This is a genomic window from Hylemonella sp. GW821-FHT10B10 (assembly GCF_059415585.1).
Map to the genome: position 1 here is coordinate 1,888,525 of NZ_JBWKNN010000001.1, position 18,936 is coordinate 1,907,460.

The 18,936-nt window shown below is 66.4% G+C and carries 14 protein-coding genes; 8 read left to right on the top strand and 6 right to left on the bottom strand.

Annotated elements, in window-relative coordinates; translation table 11 throughout:
• Nucleotides 1–227: 227 nt before the first annotated feature.
• Both AC07NT_RS09145 and AC07NT_RS09150 read right to left on the bottom strand, forming a co-directional pair.
• The gene (locus AC07NT_RS09145) at nucleotides 228–3,359 is read right to left on the bottom strand and encodes an FAD-binding and (Fe-S)-binding domain-containing protein (RefSeq protein WP_498596771.1); all 3,132 of its coding nucleotides are present in this window, start codon (nucleotides 3,357–3,359) and stop codon (nucleotides 228–230) included.
• 13 nt (nucleotides 3,360–3,372) lie between these two features.
• Nucleotides 3,373–4,053, bottom strand: a complete 681-nt coding sequence (locus tag AC07NT_RS09150; protein WP_498596770.1) for a GntR family transcriptional regulator — start codon at nucleotides 4,051–4,053, stop codon at nucleotides 3,373–3,375.
• Between the two features lie 113 nt (nucleotides 4,054–4,166).
• Between AC07NT_RS09150 and AC07NT_RS09155 the strand changes: the two genes are divergently transcribed.
• The 5 genes from AC07NT_RS09155 (at nucleotide 4,167) to AC07NT_RS09175 (ending at nucleotide 9,708) form a co-directional block, all read left to right on the top strand.
• Nucleotides 4,167–5,402, top strand: coding sequence for a pyridoxal-phosphate-dependent aminotransferase family protein (locus tag AC07NT_RS09155; RefSeq protein WP_498596769.1), 1,236 nt, complete (start codon nucleotides 4,167–4,169; stop codon nucleotides 5,400–5,402).
• A 37-nt stretch (nucleotides 5,403–5,439) separates the two neighbouring features.
• A complete protein-coding gene (locus tag AC07NT_RS09160; protein WP_498596768.1) occupies nucleotides 5,440–6,408 on the top strand; it encodes a Bug family tripartite tricarboxylate transporter substrate binding protein in 969 nt (322 codons plus the stop codon).
• Between the two features lie 130 nt (nucleotides 6,409–6,538).
• Entirely contained in the window at nucleotides 6,539–7,330 is a 792-nt protein-coding gene (locus AC07NT_RS09165; RefSeq protein ID WP_498596767.1) for an enoyl-CoA hydratase/isomerase family protein, read from the top strand.
• Complete coding sequence (locus AC07NT_RS09170; protein WP_498596766.1) at nucleotides 7,330–8,532, top strand: CaiB/BaiF CoA transferase family protein; 1,203 nt, start codon at nucleotides 7,330–7,332, stop codon at nucleotides 8,530–8,532. The genes AC07NT_RS09165 and AC07NT_RS09170 overlap by 1 nt, the downstream gene beginning before the upstream one ends.
• Before the next feature lie 126 nt (nucleotides 8,533–8,658).
• Nucleotides 8,659–9,708 carry an ABC transporter substrate-binding protein gene (locus AC07NT_RS09175; protein WP_498596765.1) on the top strand — a complete coding sequence of 350 codons (1,050 nt, stop codon included), beginning with the start codon at nucleotides 8,659–8,661 and terminating at the stop codon, nucleotides 9,706–9,708.
• A gap of 68 nt (nucleotides 9,709–9,776) precedes the next feature.
• Here the strand turns inward: AC07NT_RS09175 and AC07NT_RS09180 are convergent, their stop codons facing one another.
• On the bottom strand, nucleotides 9,777–10,889 hold the full coding sequence (locus AC07NT_RS09180; RefSeq protein ID WP_498596764.1) for a transglutaminase-like domain-containing protein: 1,113 nt from the start codon (nucleotides 10,887–10,889) through the stop codon (nucleotides 9,777–9,779).
• Between the two features lie 172 nt (nucleotides 10,890–11,061).
• Here AC07NT_RS09180 and AC07NT_RS09185 point away from each other — a divergent pair, with 172 nt between their 5' ends.
• Together AC07NT_RS09185 and AC07NT_RS09190 are read left to right on the top strand one after the other, a co-directional pair.
• Nucleotides 11,062–12,234, top strand: coding sequence for a hypothetical protein (locus tag AC07NT_RS09185; RefSeq protein WP_498596763.1), 1,173 nt, complete (start codon nucleotides 11,062–11,064; stop codon nucleotides 12,232–12,234).
• Nucleotides 12,235–12,251: 17 nt separating this feature from the next.
• Nucleotides 12,252–13,364 (top strand): acyltransferase family protein, encoded by a 1,113-nt coding sequence (locus tag AC07NT_RS09190; RefSeq protein WP_498596762.1) that lies wholly within the window; start codon nucleotides 12,252–12,254, stop codon nucleotides 13,362–13,364.
• Here AC07NT_RS09190 and AC07NT_RS09195 read toward each other — a convergent pair.
• Together AC07NT_RS09195 and alaS are read right to left on the bottom strand one after the other, a co-directional pair.
• Entirely contained in the window at nucleotides 13,259–13,801 is a 543-nt protein-coding gene (locus tag AC07NT_RS09195; RefSeq protein WP_498596761.1) for a TlpA family protein disulfide reductase, read from the bottom strand. The genes AC07NT_RS09190 and AC07NT_RS09195 overlap by 106 nt on opposite strands.
• Nucleotides 13,801–16,422 carry an alanine--tRNA ligase gene (alaS, locus tag AC07NT_RS09200; protein WP_498596760.1) on the bottom strand — a complete coding sequence of 874 codons (2,622 nt, stop codon included), beginning with the start codon at nucleotides 16,420–16,422 and terminating at the stop codon, nucleotides 13,801–13,803. Before alaS ends, AC07NT_RS09195 begins: the two co-directional genes overlap by 1 nt.
• Nucleotides 16,423–16,667: 245 nt before the next feature.
• Between alaS and AC07NT_RS09205 the strand changes: the two genes are divergently transcribed.
• Nucleotides 16,668–17,834: a fumarylacetoacetate hydrolase family protein gene (locus AC07NT_RS09205; protein ID WP_498596759.1), complete on the top strand. Its 1,167-nt coding sequence runs from the start codon at nucleotides 16,668–16,670 to the stop codon at nucleotides 17,832–17,834.
• 27 nt (nucleotides 17,835–17,861) lie between these two features.
• Here AC07NT_RS09205 and AC07NT_RS09210 read toward each other — a convergent pair whose 3' ends face one another.
• The gene (locus AC07NT_RS09210) at nucleotides 17,862–18,929 is read right to left on the bottom strand and encodes a malate/lactate/ureidoglycolate dehydrogenase (protein ID WP_498596758.1); all 1,068 of its coding nucleotides are present in this window, start codon (nucleotides 18,927–18,929) and stop codon (nucleotides 17,862–17,864) included.
• Nucleotides 18,930–18,936: the final 7 nt, after the last annotated feature.

Here is an 18,936-nt window from a genome sequence, read left to right on the forward strand (position 1 = left end):
GCTTCTGGTCAGTTGGCCATTTATGTCGAGACGAACATCATTTTCCACAAGAAGTAAACGCCTCTGTAAGGGTCACTTTCACTATGCGCCGGTCATTCCGTGCCCGAGAAAGTCTGCGCTTTCATCGTTGGTCTCTCTGCTGAGCAGTCACTTAGCCTGAGTCCGCGAACTCCAGGAACGAGTCAAAACCCGCCCTTCTCGGTGAGAATACTGGCGCCGGTCGAAGACTAGCCCACCAGTCCCGCTAGCAACCTCGCCACATGCACCGCCTTGCGCTGCGCGCCATCGGCAATCTGGTGTCGGCAGCTCGTGCCGTCGGCGACCACAATCGCATCCGCCTTGGCACGCACGGCCGGCAGCAACGCCGCCTCGGCCATCTGCATGGACACGTCGTAGTGCTCGGCCTCGTAGCCGAAGCTGCCCGCCATGCCGCAGCAGCTGGACTCGATCAGTTCGGGTTTGGCGCCGGGGATCAATGACAGAACCTCCATCACGGGCGTGACCGCCGCAAAGGCCTTCTGGTGGCAGTGGCCGTGCAGCAGCACGGGGTGGCTCACGGGTTTGAGTTTGCTGATCATGGCTTCGAGCTGGCCGCGCTTGGCTTCGCGTGCCAGAAACTCCTCGAACAAGAGTGCTTGCTTGGCAATGGTCTGAGCGCCTTCGCCCAGGCCCATCACCAGCAGTTCGTCGCGCAGGGTCAGGAGGCAGCTCGGCTCCAGGCCCACGATGGCGATGCCCTTCTCCGCGAAGGGTAGCAGGCTGTCCACGACCTCTTGCGCTTTCACCTTGGCCTGGTCCACCATGCCGGCGGAGAGGAAGGTGCGGCCGCAGCACAAGTGCTTGCCGTCATCTTTGACCTTGCTCGCCACGTGCACGGTGTAGCCCGCGGCCTGCAACACCAGCAGGGCGGCGTGGGCGTTTTCCGATTCGAAGTAGCCATTGAAGGTGTCGACAAAAAGCACCACGGCCTTGGGCGCCACCAGCACTTCGGCGCGCGTGGCGCTTTGTACGGGTGTGTTGAAGAAGTGTTTGCTCTTCCATTGCGGCAGACTGCGTCGGGCCGAGAAGCCGAAGAGCTTTTCGCTGAGCTGGGCCATCAGCGGCACCTTGTCGCGCAAGTTCAGCAGCGGTGCGATCTTCGCGGCGTGGTGCGCGTAGTCGGGCAGCTGGCCCACCAGCTTGTCCTTGATCGTGTGGCCGTGTTTGGCTTTGTAGTGCTGCAGGAACTCGACCTTGAGTTTGGCCATGTCCACGCCCGTGGGGCAATCGCGCTTGCAGCCCTTGCAGCTCACGCACAGGTCCATAGCGTCTCTGACCGCTTCGCTAGTCAGGACGCCGGCGGCGGCATTGTTGCTCTCCCCACCCCCGTCCCCTCCCCTCAAGGTGAGGGGCTCTAACTGCCCTGAGAGCGCGAGGCGCAAGGTATTGGCCCGGCCTCGCGTTGAATGTTTTTCGTCGCGTGTGACGCGGTAGCTGGGGCACATGGTGCCGGCGTCGAACTTGCGGCAGTGGCCGTTGTTGTTGCACATCTCCACGGCCTTGGCCAGGCCCTGGGCCGGGTCGCCGCCCGTACCGGGGGCGGTGGTTTCTTCGGTCACCGGGTCGTTCTGCACGTTCCAGGCGCTCCAGTCCAGCGCGGGCTGGATGGGCACGACCTTGTAGCTGGGCGGGAAGCGCATCAGCGTGGTGTCGTCCATCTTGGGCGGGTTGATCATGCGCTTGGGGCTGAGCAGGCTGGCCGGGTCCAGGTACTCCTTGATCTGGGTGAAAGCTTGCGTGAGGCGCGGGCCGAACTGCCACTCGATCCATTCGCCACGGCACAGGCCGTCGCCGTGCTCGCCGCTGTAGGCGCCCTTGTACTTGCGCACGAGTTCGCTGGCTTCTTCGGCGATGGCGCGCATCTTCCTGGCGCCTTCGCGCCGCATGTCCAGGATGGGGCGCACATGCAGCGTGCCCACCGAGGCGTGGGCGTACCAGGTGCCGCGGCTGCCGTATTTGCGGAAGACCTGCGTGAGCGCGTCGGTGTATTCGGCCAGGTGCACCAGGGGCACGGCGCAGTCTTCGATGAAGCTCACGGGCTTGCCGTCGCCACGCAGGCTCATCATGATGTTGAGGCCGGCCTTGCGCACTTCCCACAGGTTCTTCTGCGGCACGTCGTCCAGCATCTCCACCACGCTGCCGGGCAATCCCAGCTCGCCCATCAGTTCCACCAGCTCCTTGATCTTGTGAACGATGTCGGCCTTGCTGGCGCCAGAGAACTCCACCAGCAGCACGGCTTCAGGTTTGCCGCCGTTGATGGCGGGCGAGAGCGCGGTGCGGATGGTGGGCGCGAAGGCCGGGTTCTTGAGCGAGAGTTCGATCATGGTGCGGTCGACCAGCTCTACCGCTGTGAGCGCCCCGCCCTGCATGTTGTGGCCCAGCTTGACGATGTGCTGCGCGCTGTCCATCGCCTTGTAAAACGTGGGGAAGTTCACCACGCCCAGAACCTTGGCGCGCGGCAGTTCGCTCAGGCGCAGGTCCAGCGAGCGGGTCATGGCCAGCGTGCCCTCGCTGCCCACCAGCAGGTGGGCCAGGTTGACCGAGCCGTCGGCCGTATACGGCTTCTCGTTCTGGTTGTGGAAGATGTCCAGGTTGTAGCCGGCCACACGGCGCAGCACCTTGGGCCAGCGCGCCTCGATCTCGTCGCGGTGCAGGCCGGCCAGGCCACGCACGAAGTCGCCGATCTGCTTCACGCGGCCGCTGGCCTGGTCGTAACGGCCGAAGTTCAACAGCTCGCCGTCGGCCAGCCAGGCCTGGGCGCCGATGACGTTGTGCACCATATTGCCGTAGGCGATGGAGCGGCTGCCGCAGGAGTTGTTGCCGGCCATACCACCCAACGTGGCCTGCGCACTGGTGGACACGTCCACCGGGTACCAGAGGCCGTGCTTCTTGAGGTCGGCATTGAGATGGTCCAGCACCAGGCCGGGCTCCACACGGGCCGTGCGCTGTTCGACGTTGACCTCGAGGATCTTGCGCATGTATTTGGAGTTGTCAATCACCAGCCCCGCGCCCACGGTCTGGCCGCACTGGCTGGTGCCGCCACCGCGAGGTACCACGGGCACACCCAGGTCACGGCAGATGTCCAGCGCCATGCGCACGTCGCAGGCCTCGCGCGGCAGGAACACGCCCACGGGCATGGCCTGGTAGATGGAGGCATCGGTGGCGTAACGGCCGCGGTCGGCCGGGCTGAACAGCACCTCGCCCTGGGTTTCGGCGCGCAGGCGCGCGGCCAGGCGGCCAGCCACCTCGTTGCTGATGCGGGAGACGGCCTCATAGGTCTGGGAGGCTTGTGTCACGTTGGCGGGCAGGGGGGCGTTCATATCAATCTCAATCTCAATCTTTCGCGTTCACGACCTGGACCATGCGCATCTGTTCAATCACCACGTCGCGCTTGTGGCCCAGGTGGGCGACAAGCTCGGTGCGCAGGGCGGCGCTGTCGCGTTTTTGCAGGGCCTCGATCATGCGGTCGTGCTCCCGCATGGCGCGGGTCCATTTCTCGCCGTCCTGGTTGGAACGGAAGCGCAGTGCCTGTAGGCGGGCGTTGACCTGCTGGTAGGTGGCGGTCAGCACCGGGTTGCGCGCCGCGTTGTTGATGGCGCGGTGGATGGCGGCGTTGAGCCGGTAATACGTGGAGAGATCGCGCCGGGTGTAGGCAGCCTTCATCTCGTAGTGCATGGCCTCGATCTCGGTCAGCTCTTCCGGTGTGATGCGCTGGGCCGCCAGTTCACCGGACAGGCCCTCCAGGCCGGCCATGACCTCGAAGGTATTGAGGATGTCGGCCTCGCCCAGCTCCACGGCGATGGCGCCGCGGTTGGGCAGCAGTTCCACCAGGCCTTCGGCGGCCAGGGTCTTGATGGCTTCGCGCAACGGCGTGCGCGAGACCTTCATCTGCTCGCACAGTTCGCGCTCGTTGAGCTTGGCGCCGGGAGCGATCTGGCCCTCCACCAGCAACTGGCGCAGACGTTGGGTCACTTGCCCGTGCAGGGCCGTGGGCATGCTCAGGATTTCAGCCATGTTCAGGGTTTGTATTCAAAAAATAATGGATTTCAGGCGATTTTAGGGTCTTTCTGATTGACAAACAAATTTTGTATGCAAAAAATGCGTCTATCCTTTTTCTCCTATTTGCCATGCTGACCACTGATTTCCACCCCACCGGCCGCCACTTCCTGCAAATCCCGGGCCCCTCGCCCGTGCCCGAGCGCGTGCTGCGCGCCATGAGCCTGCCCACCATCGATCACCGCGGCCCCGAGTTCGGCGTGCTGGGCCTCAAGATCCTGGCCGACATCCAGAAGATCTTCCAGACCAAGCACCCGGTTGTCATCTACCCGGCCTCGGGCACTGGCGCCTGGGAAGCCGCGCTGAGCAACACGCTTTCGCCCGGCGACCACGTGCTGATGTACGAGACCGGCCACTTCGCCTTCCTCTGGAACCGCCTGGCCACGCGCCTGGGCCTCAAGGCCGAGGTCATCGCCCTGCCCGGCATGGACAACGGCGTGCCGGCCAGCTGGCGCCGTGGCGTGCAGGCCGACCTGATCGAGCAGCGCCTCAAGGCCGACACGGGCCACGGCATCAAGGCTGTCTGCGTGGTGCACAACGAAACCTCCACGGGTGCGACCAGCAATATCGCCGCCGTGCGCAAGGCCATCGACGCTGCCAAGCACCCGGCCCTGCTGCTGGTGGACACCATTTCTGGCCTGGCTTCGGCCGACTACCGCCATGACGAATGGGGTGTGGACGTCTCCATCAGCGGCTCGCAGAAGGGCTTGATGCTGCCGCCGGGCATGAGCTTCAACGCCGTCTCGCCCAAGGCCATCGAGGCCAGCAAGTCCGCCAAGCTGCCGCGCAGCTTCTGGGCCTGGGACGAGATCATCGAGATGAACAAGACGGGCTACTGGCCCTACACGCCCAACACCAACCTCATGTACGGCCTGAGCGAATCGGCCGACATGATCCTGGGCCAGGGCCTGGAGGCCGTGCTGGCACGCCACCAGCGCTGGGCCGCTGGCGTGCGCGCCGCGGTGAACGCCTGGGGCCTGCCCATCCAGTGCGCCGACGCGGGCGTGTACTCGCCCATCCTGACCGGCGTGATGACACCCGAGGGCGTGGACGCCGATGCGATCCGCAAGATCATCTACGAGCGTTTCGACTGCTCGCTGGGCACGGGCCTGGGCAAGATCAAGGGCCGCATGTTCCGCATCGGCCACCTGGGCGACAGCAACGACCTCACGCTGATTGGCACCGTGGCGGCCTGCGAGATGGGCCTCAAGCTCGGCGGCGTCAAGCTGGCGGGCTCGGGCGTGCAGGCCATCATGGACTACTACGCCGGCCACCCGGCGGCCGTGCCGCTGCGCAAGGCCGCCTGAGACAGATTCCATAACAAACGACCCGAGGAGACACACGATGAAACGCAGAACCTTCGTCACCGCCACGGCAGCCACCCTGGCCGCTCCCATGATCCAGGCGCAGACCCTGCCCAGCGGGCCGGTGCGCATCATCGTGGGTTTCGCGCCGGGCGGTGGCACCGACGTGCTGGCCCGCATCGTGGGCCAGAAACTGCAGACCATGTGGAACACCACCATCGTGGTCGAGAACAAGGCCGGTGCCTCGGGCGTGATCGCCGCCGACTACGTGGCCAAGGCCGCGGCCGATGGCAACACCTTGCTGATGGCCCACATCAACAGCCACGCGCTGGCGCCCGGCCTGGTGCCCAAGCTGAGCTACAGCGTGGAGAAGGACTTCACGCCGCTGACGCTCGTGGGCGTCACACCCAATCTGCTGGTGGCCAACGTGGACCAGCCGGCCAAGACGGTGGCCGAGCTGGTGGCCCAATGCAAGGCCAACCCGGGCAAGGTGGCGTTCGGCTCAGCCGGCCAGGGCTCGGCCCAGCACATGGCCCTGGAGTCCTTCAAGCTGGCTGCAGGCGTGGACGCGCTGCACATCCCCTACAAGGGTTCGGGCCCGATGATCGTGGACCTGATCGCCGGTCAGATCCAGTACTCCTTCGACACCATGACGGCCGCCACCCCGCACGTGAAGAGCGGCAAACTGCGCGCCATTGCCCAGACACGCGCCAAACGCGCCGCCGGCCACCCCACGGTGCCGACGATGGCCGAGTCTGGCTTCCCCGACTTCGAAGCCACCACCTGGTATGGCCTGGTGGGTCCGGGCAAGCTGCCCGCCGCCATGGCCCAGCGCATGAACGAGGACATCAACAAGGTCCTGGCCATGCCCGACGTGAAGGAAAAGCTGGAGCAGTACGGCGCCGAAGATGGCGGCGGCACGGCACAGCAATTCGCCAATTTCATCCGCTCCGAACAGCAGAAGTGGAGCAAGGTGATCAAGGACGCGAAGGTCACGCTGGACAGTTGAACACCCCCGTGGCGGCGCTGACGCCGCCTCCCCCTCAAGGGGGTGACGCCAGTGGCCCGGCGGAGCCGGTTCCACGGCGTCCCGCGAATGAACCCCGCAGACCTTCGTACCCGCACAGGGCATATTTCCCATGAATGAATCAGGCCAGGTCACCCTGCGCATCGAGGCCGGCGTGGCCTCGGTGCTCTTCGACCGTCCCCAGGCGCGCAACGCGATGACCTGGGCCATGTACGAGCAGCTGATGGCCATCTGCCGCGAGTTGCGTGACAACACCTCTGTGCGCGTCGTGACCTTCCGCGGCACCGGCGGCGAAGCCTTTGTGGCCGGCACCGACATCGCGCAGTTCCAGAACTTTGGCAGCGGCCCACAGGGCGGGGCAGACGGTGTGGCCTACGAGCAGAAGATCGACGCCTGCATGGAGCTGCTGGGCAGCCTGCCCATGCCCACGGTGGCCGTGGTCGAGGGCTGGTGCGTAGGTGGTGGCCTGGCCATTGCCACGGGTTGCGACTTCCGCATCGCCACCCCCGCCTCGAAGTTCGGCGTGCCGATTGCCAAGACCCTGGGCAACTGCCTGTCCATGGCCAACCTGGCGCGCCTGAGCGCGGCGTTCGGCACACAGCGCGTCAAGCGCATCCTGCTGCTGGCCGAGATGATCACGGCCGACGAGGCCCTGGCCTGCGGCTACCTGCAGGAACTGTGCGAGCCAGCCGCCATCGACGCGGCCCTGCAGCGCCTGACGGGCAAGCTCGCCACGCTGGCCCCGGTCACGCAACGCGTCAGCAAGGAGGGCCTGCGCCGCCTGACCGTCCATAGCCTGCCTGCCGATGAAGACCTGATCCGCACGGCCTATGGCAGCGCCGACTTCCGCGAGGGCATCGCGGCCTTCGTCGAGAAGCGCCCCCCGAGCTGGAAAGGACAGTGATGGCGAACCCCAAAGCAGGCCCCCTGGCCGGGCTGCGCGTGCTCGAACTCACCCAGATCATGTCGGGCCCAACCTGCGGCCAGATGCTGGCCGACATGGGGGCCGATGTGATCAAGGTCGAGAAGCTGCCCGGCGGCGACGACGCCCGTGCCTACCGCGACCCGCTGGTCAACGGCGTCTCGGCCCCCTTCATGATGATGAACCGCAACAAGCGCGGCATCGCCATCGATCTGAAGCACGAGGACGGCAAGGCCATCCTGCTGCGCATGGTGCAGGACGCCGATGTGCTGGTGGAGAACTTCCGCGGCGGCACCATGGACAAGCTGGGCCTGGGCTACGAGGTGCTTTCGAAAATCAACCCGGGCCTGATCTACTGCGCCATCACGGGCTACGGCCTGGACGGCCCCTATGCGGGCAAAGGCGGCTTTGATCTGATCGCCCAGGGATTTGCCGGGCTGATGTCCATCACGGGCGAGCCCAGCGGCGCACCTGCCAAGAACGGCAATGCGGTGTCGGACATGAACGCCGGCATCCTGGGCGCCCTGGGCATCGTTGCGGCCTATGTGCACAAGCTCAAGACGGGCGAGGGCCAGATCGTCGATACCTCGCTGAGTGATGCGGCTTTACAACAGCTCTACTGGCACGCCGCCATCTTTTTTGCCACCGGCAAATCCAGCGAACCCACGGGCTCGGCCCACATCCTGACCGCACCCTACCAAGCCTTCCAGGCCAGCGACGGCTGGATCAATATCGGCGGCGCGAACCAGGCCAACTGGGAGCGCATAACCGAGGTGCTGGGCCACAGCGAGTGGCGCGAGGACCCACGCTTCAAGACCAACAGCGACCGCATGGCCCACCGCGAAACACTGGTGGGCTTGATGAACGCCGTGCTGCGCCAGCGCACCCGCGCCGAGTGGCAGGCCGCCTTTGACGCGGCCGGCGTGCCGGCCGGCCCGGTGCACACGGTAGGCGAGGCCCTGAGCCACCCGCAGACCCTGGCGCGCGGCATGGTGGTGGAGCTGCAACACCCCGAAGCCGGGCCTACCCGGGCCCTGGGCTGCCCCATCCATTTCTCGGCCACCCCGACACACATCACACGTCCCGCCCCCCTGCTGGGCCAGCACACGCGCGAACTGCTGAAGGAATTTGGCTATACCGATGCGCAGGTGGATAAATTCATAAGTACAAACGCTATCGCCTAATCCTGACTAATCTGTCAGCATATAAGGGGTCGCAAGCTCTGGCGACGCCTTTATTGGTGAGTGCTTATGCGTATGAAAATAGCGGCGCTGTATGTCGCGTTGGGATCACTCTTTCATGGTGGCTTGATGGCCCAGACCGCCTGGGTCGTGGGCCAGTCTGCGCCCCTGAGCGGCAGCAATGCCGTCTTCGGCAAGGACATCCGCGATGGCGCCCTGGCCTATTTCAAGCTGGTCAACGCCCAGGGCGGCGTGGCCGGTGCGCCCATCGAACTCATCTCGCTGGACGACCAGAACCAGCGCAAGATCGCCGGTGAAAACACCACCAAGCTGCTGCAAAACCGCAATCTGGTGGCCCTGTTCGGCTATGCCTCGGCCACGCTGAGCCTGGACGCCATGCCCCAGGCCGAGAAGGCCGGCGTGCTCTTCTTCGCCCCCTTCTCGGGCGCCAACCCGGTGCGCAAGGCCAGCGCCGTGGTTCACACCCTGCGCGCCTCCTACGGCGACGAGCTGGAGAAGATGCTGTCCTTCTGGACCGGCTTCGGAATGAAGCAGGTGGTGGTGGTGCACTACAGCGACGAGGTCGGCGTGCAGAACTTCGGGGTGGTCAAGGACTACCTGGCCCGCCAGGGCAAACAGCCTCTGGCCTTCGCGCTGGAGCGTAACGCCAAGATCGACGACGCCCGCTTCAGCCAGCTGCTGGCCCTCAAGCCGGAGGTCATCATCAACACCGTGCTCTCGGAACCGGCAGCAGAGATCAGCAAGCGCCTGGTCGCCCAGGGCCTTTTTGTCCCCATGTCCAGCCTGTCCTTCGTCGGCGCGCAGCAGTACATCGACGCGGCCGGTGATGCCGGGGCCGGTGTCTCCATCTCGCAGGTGGTGCCCAACACTTCGGCCTCCCTGCCCATCATCCGCGAGTGCGACAAGGCCCTGGAGGACGTGGGCGTGAAGAACATGAACACCACCCACCTGGAAGCCTGCATTGGCGCGAAGGTGCTGACCGAGGCCATGCGCCGCAGCAAGAAGCCGGGCGACCACAAGGCCCTGCTGGCCGCGCTGCGCAACCTGGGCAGCTACGACACGGGCGGCTTCACCGTGACCTACAGCCCAGAACAGAACCACGGCAGCAAGTACGTGGAGCTGGGCATGGTCACGCGTGGCGGCAGGCTGCGCAACTAGGCACGCGCCTTCAGCGCAAATGAAAAAGGGCGCCATCGGCGCCCTTTTTTGATCCCCTTGCCGCGGACTCAGACAGTGAGCTCACGCGCGGTGATCTGGTACTTGAATGCGTCGGGGGAATAGGAGTCCAGACGCTCGTCACCGGTCTCGGCCACCGGGTACATCAGGAAACCGAGCTTGGGGCCCTTGGTGCCGGGCAGGGCCACGTCATGCGCCATGTTCCAGGCCAGCCAGTTGCCTTCCCAGCCGCCGAACAGCGCCTTGTTGACAGGAGCGACCACGGGGTTGTCCACGGTCTTGATCCATTCGGGCGTCTCCAGGCGCATGACCTTGGCCACATCGGCCGGGTCCACGGCCACCCAGCCGTAGTCCTTCAGATAGACCTCGGCGCGGCAATGCTGCGCGCCCTTGAGGCTGGACGGGTTGCCGCTGAGTTCCTTGTAGCCGAAAGCCGAGGGCACCAGGCGCAGGCCGTAGACGTCGCGCGCGGGCAGGCCCACGGAGCGGCACATGCCGACGAAGATGGCGTTGAGGTCGGCGCATTTGCCACCCAGGTTGCCGGTTTCCAGCATGGTCTTGATGTCGCCTTCGCCGCAGCCGCGCACCTTGGGCTCGCGCCAGGTGTTGCTCACCACCCAGTTGTAGATGGCGCGCGCCTTCTCGACATCCGTCTTGGCGCCACGCGTGGCCTGCAGCGCGGTCTTGCGCACGATGCCGTCGGTGGGCAGCAGGTGGGTGGGCCGGGTCCAGAACTGGAGGTTGGCAGCGGCTTCGGGCACCGGCTTCTTCACGTCCCAGTTGACGGCGCGGCTGTTGGTCTGGATGCGGCTGGTCAGCTCGACCCAGGGCTTCTTCTCGCCCGGGGCGAACTCCACCTGCAGCAGGCGGGCGCCGTACATGGCGTCACTGGTCATACGGGTGGAACCGTTACTGGCATAGCTGCTGTCCAGCGAACGCTGCCAGTCGGAGTCGACCGAGGGCACCGGCAGCCAGACGCGCGTGGCACCGTCGGCCTGCTGGATGTCGACGCGGGTGGTGACTTCGAAAGTGCGCCAGGCACCGGGCTTGGGCAGGAACTGGCGTTGCGCCGGGGTGGTCTGGGCCAGGCCCAGGGCCGGCAGCGTGTAGGCGGCCGACAGGGTTGCCGCGTTCTTCAGAAAGGTTCGACGTTCGGTGGTCATCAAGAGAGCTCCGTCATGGTGTGGAAAACGCCGCCGGGGCAGGTCAAGATGCCCCGGAACGGCGTGAACACGAAGAAAGTTCGTGGCTGCCCCGATTATCGAGCCCCCACTACCCCGGAGTAATCCCCGAGCTTGACCCCACCAGCCTTGGGGTATATTGATCTGCATACCCATGAGAAAGCTGCTGGAGACATACAACACGATGGAGCAGACAGGGCACTCGCCTGCCAGTCGCGGCATCCTCCTGCGCGGCACGGGGGGCGCCTCGCCCGGCCCGGTGCAGGCCATCCTGGAGCGGCTCGCCGCCAGCGATCTGGCAGCGGGGGTGAACACCGAGACCGGCGCGGACACCGTGGGCCCCTGGCTGCGCCTGTGGCTGGCCCCCGGCACCGCCCGGGCCTGGGCACCGGGCTACAACACCATGCATCTGGCCCGCACCCTGGGCCTGCGCACCCAGGACCAGGACGCCGACCTGCAGCGCGAAATCCTGCTGACCCTGCTCATGAGCCCGACCGGCCTGGACTTTCCCAGCCTGGACGAACTGGAATCGGCCCTGCGCATCCGGCGCAACATCGTGCGCGCCGCACACCGCACGACCCTGGCCTTCGAGACCGATGCCGCGGAACGCCCAGAGGACTGCTGGACCTACCACGAAGACAAGGGCTTCACCCTGTTGCCCGACGTTCCGCTGATCGACGCCCTGGTCAAGACCACCCAGCCCGAGGTCTCGGGCCGCCTCTACTCCTTCTCCTGCTACCGCGCCACCGAATACGTGACCCTGCTGGGCATTGCCCAGGAACTGGCCTGCAGCAATGCCGAACTGTTCGAGCGCCTGCAGGGTGTCTGGCGCCAGCGCGCCATCATGTCCGAGGAGTTCCACACCGTCTTCCTGCGCGAGCAGGGTTCGATGGAGGATCCGCTCCCCCCGCTCTACTACGTGCCGGGTGACCGCGTCTGGTTCCGCAACCCCGACGAACCTTCGGCCGATGCCTGCGGCTTCGAGGGCTCCTGGGTCATGTACCTGGGGGGCGGCCTGTTCACCAACTTCTGGAAACAGCAGCAGCCCTACACCCTGATCGACAAGTGCGTGGAGATCTACCACTGGCGCCACGGCCTGTACCGCGACGACCAGGGCGAAGCGCGCATCGACGAAGAGCGCATCAAGCCCCTGATCGCCGCCACCCTGGCCGATCCGGCCGAGCTGGCGCAGGTCATGGCGCGCATGACCCGCTGGCGTGAGCCGCGCGGTGTCTACACCGAAGCCGGCGGCTGCATGGACACCACGCGCGAGTTCGCGCGCTGGGTGCGGCCAGGCACGTCGGACATGCCCATCCCCAGGACCTGAGCGTCACGCGCAGACGCATGCAGGTTCGGCACACCTTTGTCGACGGGCTCAAGACCCTGGGCGCGCAGCTCATCGTCCTGCACCATCTCTCGGCCTATGGTCCGCTGGCCGAGGCCCTGCACCGCCAGGTGCCCACCGTCGGCGGCTGGCTCTACGACTACGCCCGCATGGCGGTCCAGTTCTTCCTGGTGCTGGGCGGGTTCCTGGCGGTGCAGCACCTGGGGCCCATGGCCAGTGCCCAGTCCTCCTTGCGCGTGGCCCTGGCACGGCGCTACCAGCGCCTGGTCCTGCCCTTCTTCGCCGCCCTGCTGCTGGCCGTGGCCAGCGCGGCGTTGACACGGCTCTGGCTGAATGACGAATTCGTGCCGGGCGCACCGGGCTGGGGCCAGATCCTGGCGCATGCCCTGCTGCTGCAGGATGTGCTGGACATCGAAGCCCTGTCGGCCGGCACCTGGTATGTGGCCATCGACTTCCAGCTCTTCCTGTTGCTGGCCCTGCTCATGCGCCTGGGCTACCGGCTGGATGCCAGCAAGACCGTGACGGTTCTGATGGTGCTGGGCCTGATGCTGGTGTCGCTGCTGCTCTTCAACCGCCAGCCCGAACTGGAGCCCTGGGCCCTGTACTTCTTCGGCTCCTATGGTCTGGGGGCCGCGGCCTGGTGGGCCGGGCGCTCGCGCCACCCGCTGGCAGCGCTGGGCCTGCTGGCGCTGATCGGCACCGTCGCGCTGTGGCTGGAATTTCGTGAGCGCATTGCCCTGGCGCTGGTCCTGGCCCTGCTGCTCGGCGCCCTGGTACGGCACCGGCGCCAGCATCCGCGGCGGGAGCATCCGCTGCCCGAGCCCTTGCGGCAACTGCTGCACCGTGGCGCACAGACCTCCTATGCGCTCTTCCTGATCCACTTTCCCGTGCTGATGCTGGTCAACGCCTTGTATGCACAGCTGGGCTCTGCAAGCGCCGCCACGCTGGCCTGCGTCGTGCTGGGCTACTGGCTGGCCAGCATGGCGCTGGCCTGGGCTTTCGAGCGTTACGTCGAAACGCCGCTGGCGCGCTGGGGCTTGCCGCGCAGGAGCGGCTCGACCAGTGCCGAGGCCTCGCGCCCAGACCAGTCCACCTCACCACGCACGCGCTGACGCGGGCGCCCCTCGGCGTCGATCAGGATGGTGGTGGGCAGCACATTGGCGCCCCAGGCTTTGGCCGCCTCGCTCTGCGGATCAAGCAGCACCGTGAGTTCGAGGCCGCTGGACTGCAGGTATTGCGTGATGCGCCGTGGCCCCTCCCCCACATTGATGGCCAGCACCTGCAACTGCTCGGGGCCGTAGATCTCGGCCAGCTGTTGCAGCGAAGGCATCTCGGCACGGCAGGGCGGGCACCAGGTGGCCCAGAAATTCAGCAGCACGGCGCGGCCACGCAACTCCGGCAGGGTCCAGGTCTTGCCCTGCAGGTCCAGGGCCTGCAGCGCTGGGGCAGCCCGGCCTGTGGGCCAGGGCGTCACGTCGTAGCCTCGCTGGGCCAGGACCGGCCCCGCCAACGCGGCGAGTGTCAAGCCCAGGACACCACGACGCTGCATCAGAGTTTGTCCGAGACCCAGCCCTGCACGCTGGCCAGGGCCGCGCCGAGCTTGCTGGCATCGGTACCGCCGGCCATGGCCATGTCGGCCTTGCCGCCGCCCTTGCCGCCGACCTGCTGGGCCACGAAGTTGACCAGCTCACCGGCCTTGACCTTGCCGGTACTGTCGGCGGTCACACCGGCAGCAAGCTGCACCTTGTCGCCATCCACCGCGGCCAGCACGATGGCCGCGGTCTTGAGCTTGTCCTTGAGCTTGTCCAGGGTGTCGCGCAGGGTCTTGGCATCGGCGCCTTCCAGGCGCGCGGCCAGCACCTTGAGGCCCTTGACGTCCACGGCCTGCGCCATGAGTTCGTCGCCCTGGCTCGAAGCCAGCTTGCCCTTGAGCGCGGCGATTTCCTTCTCCAGCGACTTGACCTGGTCCAGCACCTGGCCCAGACGGGCGTTGAGCTCCGTGCTCGGGGCCTTGAGCGTGCTCGCGGCCTGCGTCACCGTGTCTTCCAGCTGCTGCAGATAAGTCAGCGCGTTGGCGCCGGTCACCGCCTCGATGCGGCGCACGCCCGCGGCCACGCCGCCTTCGGCCACGACCTTGAACAGGCCGATGTCACCCGTGCGCTGCACGTGGGTGCCGCCGCAGAGTTCACGGCTCGTGCCGATGTCGAGCACGCGCACGGTGTCGCCGTACTTCTCGCCGAACAGCATCATGGCACCGGTCTTCTGCGCGGACTCGATGTCCATCACACGGGCCTGGGTGGCGGCATTGGCCAGGATCTCCTCGTTCACCTTCGCCTCGATCGCGCGGATCTGGGCTTCCGTCACCGGGGCGTTGTGCGCAAAGTCGAAGCGGGTCCGCTCGGCGTTCACCAGCGAGCCCTTCTGCTGTACGTGGGCGCCCAGCACTTCGCGCAGGGCCTTGTGCATCAGGTGCGTGACCGAGTGGTTGCGCATGGTGGCCGCGCGCACGCTCAGGTTCACCTGGGCTGTCACGGTGTCGCCCACATTGAGCGTGCCCTGGGCCAGGGTACCGTGGTGGCCATACACGTCGGCCTTGATCTTCTGCGTGTCGCCCACATCGAAACGGGCCGATCCGGCGATCAGCACGCCTTCGTCGCCCACCTGGCCGCCGCTCTCTGCGTAGAAGGGGGTGGTGTCGAGCACCACGACGCCCTGCTGGCCGGCCTTGAGCACCGCGGTCGACGTACCGTCGACATACAGCGCCACGATCTTGGCGTTGGCTTCAAGCTTGTCGTAGCCCACGAACTGGTTGCCGGCGCCGCTGTACTCCAGGGCCTTGTCCATCTTGAACTTGCCAGCGGCACGGGCCTGGTTTTTCTGCTTGTCCATGGCGGCGGCAAAACCGGCCTCGTCCACGCTCAGGCCGCGCTCGCGGCAGACGTCGGCCGAGAGGTCCAGCGGGAAGCCATAGGTGTCGTGCAGCTTGAAGGCCACCTCACCCGGCAGCACCTTGGCGTTGGCCAGGGCCGCGTCCAGGATTTCCATGCCATTGGCCAGGGTCTCGTAGAACCGCTCTTCCTCGGCCTTGAGCACCTCGGTGATGCGCTTTTCCTCGGCCTTGAGGCGGGGGTAGGCGTCGCCCATCAGGCGCACCAGCTCGGCGACGAGCTTGTGGAAGAAAGGCTTCTTCTGGCCCAGCTTGTAGCCGTGGCGGATGGCGCGGCGCACGATGCGACGCTGCACATAACCGCGGCCTTCGTTGCCGGGGATCACACCGTCGCTGACCAGGAAAGCAGTGGCACGGATGTGGTCGGCGATGACCTTGAGCGAGGGGTTGCCCAGATCTTGCGTGCCAGTCTCGCGGCCGGCAGCCTTGATCAGCGCCGCGAAGATGTCGATCTCGTAGTTGCTGTGCACGTGCTGCAGGATGGCGGCCAGGCGCTCCAGGCCCATGCCGGTGTCCACGCAGGGCGCGGGCAGCGGCGTGACGGCACCGGTCTCGTCCATGTTGAACTGCATGAACACGTTGTTCCAGATCTCGATGTAACGGTCGCCGTCTTCATCGGGGCTGCCCGGGGGGCCACCGGCGATGTGGTCGCCGTGGTCGTAGAAGATCTCGCTGCAGGGGCCGCAGGGGCCGGTGTCGGCCATCATCCAGAAGTTGTCGGACTTGTAGCGGCCGCCCTTGTTGTCGCCGATGCGGATCACGCGCTCGGGCGGCAGGCCGATCTCCTTGGTCCAGATGTCGTAGGCCTCGTCGTCCTCGGCGTACACGGTGGCCAGCAGACGTTCCTTGGGCAGCTTGTAGACCTCGGTCAGCAGCTCCCAGGCCCACTTCAGCGACTCGCGCTTGAAGTAGTCACCGAAGCTCCAGTTGCCCAGCATTTCGAAGAAGGTGTGATGCCGCGCGGTGTAGCCCACGTTCTCCAGGTCATTGTGCTTGCCGCCGGCGCGCAGGCAGGCCTGTACCGAGGCCGCGCGCACATAGCTGCGCTTGTCGCTGCCCAGGAAAACATCCTTGAACTGCACCATGCCAGAGTTGGTGAACATCAGGGTCGGGTCGTTGCCCGGCACCAGCGGGCTGGACTGTACGACGGTGTGGCCCTTGGCGGCAAAGAAGTCCAGAAAGGTCTTGCGGATGTCGGCAACGGAGATGACGGGTTGGCTCATGGTTTTCCTGGACCGGGCGGTCGCTCCCCGGGGGATTGCGGCGCGCACGTAACTGCTTGATTTACTTGAACTATCGATTATAGATTTTGTGCCCCGCCGGCCTGCGCCCGGCCCCTGGCCATCCCGCCGTCCCGGCAGGTCGGACCACGCATCGACGCATGGGGGGCACCTCGGCCTCAGTCGGACGAAACCTGGCCAATCGTCATATGATTGATCCAAACACAAAACCAGAGGAAGACCAAGAGATGCTGAACCAATTGACACCCGAGACCTGCCTGCCGCGTGATGCGGAAGACGCCACGCTGGTGGGACGCCTCTGGATCGAGGGCACCGGACCGGTGCTGGCGCAGGTGCGCCCCGATGGCGTGTACGACCTGGGTGCGGTGGCCCCGACCATGTCAGACCTGCTGGAGCGCGCCGACGCAGCCGCGGCCGTACGTAAGAGCAAAGGCGCGCGCCTGGGCGACACGGCAGCCATCCTGCGGAACTCTGCGTACGACGAACGCAAGACGGCCCTGCCCTGGTTTCTGGCGCCCTGCGACCTGCAGGCGATCAAGGCCACCGGCGTCACCTTTGTGAACTCGGTGCTGGAGCGCGTGATCGAGGAACAGGCGCGCGGTGATGCCGCCCGGGCCGAGTCGGTGCGACGCGCCGTGGTGGCCGTGATCGGCGACAACCTGGGCCAGGTGAAACCCGGCTCGGATGAAGCGGCGAAGCTCAAGGAGGTGCTGGTGGCCCAGGGCGCCTGGTCCCAGTACCTGGAAGTGGCCATCGGCCCGGATGCCGAGGTGTTCACCAAATCCGCCCCCATGAGCGCGGTGGGCGTGGGGGCCGAGGTCGGCATCCACCCGCGCAGCCACTGGAACAACCCCGAGCCCGAGATCGTGCTGGCGGTCAACAGCCGGGCCGAGGTCATGGGCGCCACGCTGGGCAATGACGTCAACCTGCGCGACTTCGAAGGCCGCAGCGCCCTGCTGCTGGGCAAGGCCAAGGACAACAACGCTTCCTGCGCCATTGGCCCTTTCATCCGCCTGTTCGACGAACATTTCGGCATGGACAACGTGCGCCGCTGCGACCTGGCCATGGAGGTGCGCGGTGCCGGCGGCTTCGTGATGAAGGGCAGCAGTTCCATGAGCCAGATCAGCCGCGACCCGCTGGAACTGGTCAAGCATGTGATCGGTGCACACCACCAATACCCTGACGGCGTGATGTTCTTCCTGGGCACCATGTTCGCCCCGATCCAGGACCGCCACGGCCCGGGACAAGGCTTCACACACGAGATCGGCGACATCGCCACGGTCTCCACGCCCCTGCTGGGCACGCTGGTCAACCGCGTCAACACTTCGGACAAGATCGCGCCCTGGACCTACGGCGCGCGCGCACTGATGCGCGACCTGGCGCGGCGCCGCTGAGCGGCCGCCCGGGCGGTTTGGCGCAGGTCAGAACGCGGTGCCCACCCGCTGGGCCGCCTGCTGCAGCTCGCCCCAGGTTACGTCGTCGATGGCGATGCCCTCGCGCTCACGCTGCCGGCGCGCCATGCGCTCCGGCTCACCCGCCAGTTGCACGGCGTCGATACCGGGAGCTGCCGGCCCCTGGTGCAACCAGTCGACGAAGGCCAGCGTCTCGCGCTCGAAGACCTCTTGCGTGCCGAGCCGGGCCGGGTCGATGAGGATGGCGAGCATGCCGTTGTAGACCGAGCGGCGGGCGTCGGCCTGGCGGTGCCAGGTGCCACCTCCGCTCAGTGCGCCCCCCAGCAACTCGCAGGCCACGGCCAGGCCGTAACCCTTGTGCTCGCCGAAAGTCATGAGGGCGCCGAACAGATTGCCGCCCGCACCCGGCGCCTGCGGCACCACCACCACGCTGGGATCGGTGGTGGGATGTCCGTTGGGGTCGATCAGGTAACCCGGCTCGACCTGGCGGCCCTCGTTGTAAGCCACGCGCATCTTGCCCTGCGCGACGCGGCTGGTCGCGAAGTCGAGCACGAAGGGATCGCGCCCCGCCAGCGGCACGCCGATGCAGCAGGGGTTGGTGCCGAAACGTCCGTCGGCGCCGCCCCAGGGGGCCACCACGGGACGCGACAAGACGTTGACGAAGTGGATGGAAACGAGACCCTTTGCCACCGCCATCTCGGCCCAGTGGCCGATGCGGCCGAGGTGATGCGACTGTCCCAGCGTCATGACGCAGCTGCCGTGCTGGCGCGTGCGCTCGATGGCCATCACCATCGCCTGCTCGCCCACGGTCTGGCCGTAGCCGCGCTGGCCGTCCAGCGCCAACAGGCTCCCCGTGTCCAGCGTCACACGTACCGCGCTGTTGGGCAGCAGCCCGCCCTCGAGCACGGCGTCCACATACCGCGGTAGCATGCCCACACCGTGGGAGTCGTGCCCGCTCAGATTGGCCAGGACCAGGTTGTGGGCCACGGCCTGCGCTTCGGCCTCATGGCTGCCAGCGGCGCGAACCACACGCGCCACCCTGGCGCGCAGCTCGGATGCGGAGATGACGCTGGGCATGCCCGCC

Excerpts from the sequence above, each read along its gene's own strand:
- AC07NT_RS09195 (WP_498596761.1), bottom strand. The coding sequence starts at position 13,801 with ATGCAGCGTCGTGGTGTCCTGGGCTTGACACTCGCCGCGTTGGCGGGG.
- AC07NT_RS09155 (WP_498596769.1), top strand. The coding sequence starts at position 4,167 with ATGCTGACCACTGATTTCCACCCCACCGGCCGCCACTTCCTGCAAATC.
- AC07NT_RS09165 (WP_498596767.1), top strand. The coding sequence starts at position 6,539 with ATGAATGAATCAGGCCAGGTCACCCTGCGCATCGAGGCCGGCGTGGCC.
- AC07NT_RS09170 (WP_498596766.1), top strand. The coding sequence starts at position 7,330 with ATGGCGAACCCCAAAGCAGGCCCCCTGGCCGGGCTGCGCGTGCTCGAA.
- AC07NT_RS09145 (WP_498596771.1), bottom strand. The coding sequence starts at position 3,359 with ATGAACGCCCCCCTGCCCGCCAACGTGACACAAGCCTCCCAGACCTAT.
- AC07NT_RS09210 (WP_498596758.1), bottom strand. The coding sequence starts at position 18,929 with ATGCCCAGCGTCATCTCCGCATCCGAGCTGCGCGCCAGGGTGGCGCGT.
- AC07NT_RS09160 (WP_498596768.1), top strand. The coding sequence starts at position 5,440 with ATGAAACGCAGAACCTTCGTCACCGCCACGGCAGCCACCCTGGCCGCT.
- AC07NT_RS09205 (WP_498596759.1), top strand. The coding sequence starts at position 16,668 with ATGCTGAACCAATTGACACCCGAGACCTGCCTGCCGCGTGATGCGGAA.
- alaS (WP_498596760.1), bottom strand. The coding sequence starts at position 16,422 with ATGAGCCAACCCGTCATCTCCGTTGCCGACATCCGCAAGACCTTTCTG.
- AC07NT_RS09185 (WP_498596763.1), top strand. The coding sequence starts at position 11,062 with ATGAGAAAGCTGCTGGAGACATACAACACGATGGAGCAGACAGGGCAC.
- AC07NT_RS09190 (WP_498596762.1), top strand. The coding sequence starts at position 12,252 with ATGCAGGTTCGGCACACCTTTGTCGACGGGCTCAAGACCCTGGGCGCG.
- AC07NT_RS09150 (WP_498596770.1), bottom strand. The coding sequence starts at position 4,053 with ATGGCTGAAATCCTGAGCATGCCCACGGCCCTGCACGGGCAAGTGACC.
- AC07NT_RS09175 (WP_498596765.1), top strand. The coding sequence starts at position 8,659 with ATGGCCCAGACCGCCTGGGTCGTGGGCCAGTCTGCGCCCCTGAGCGGC.
- AC07NT_RS09180 (WP_498596764.1), bottom strand. The coding sequence starts at position 10,889 with ATGACCACCGAACGTCGAACCTTTCTGAAGAACGCGGCAACCCTGTCG.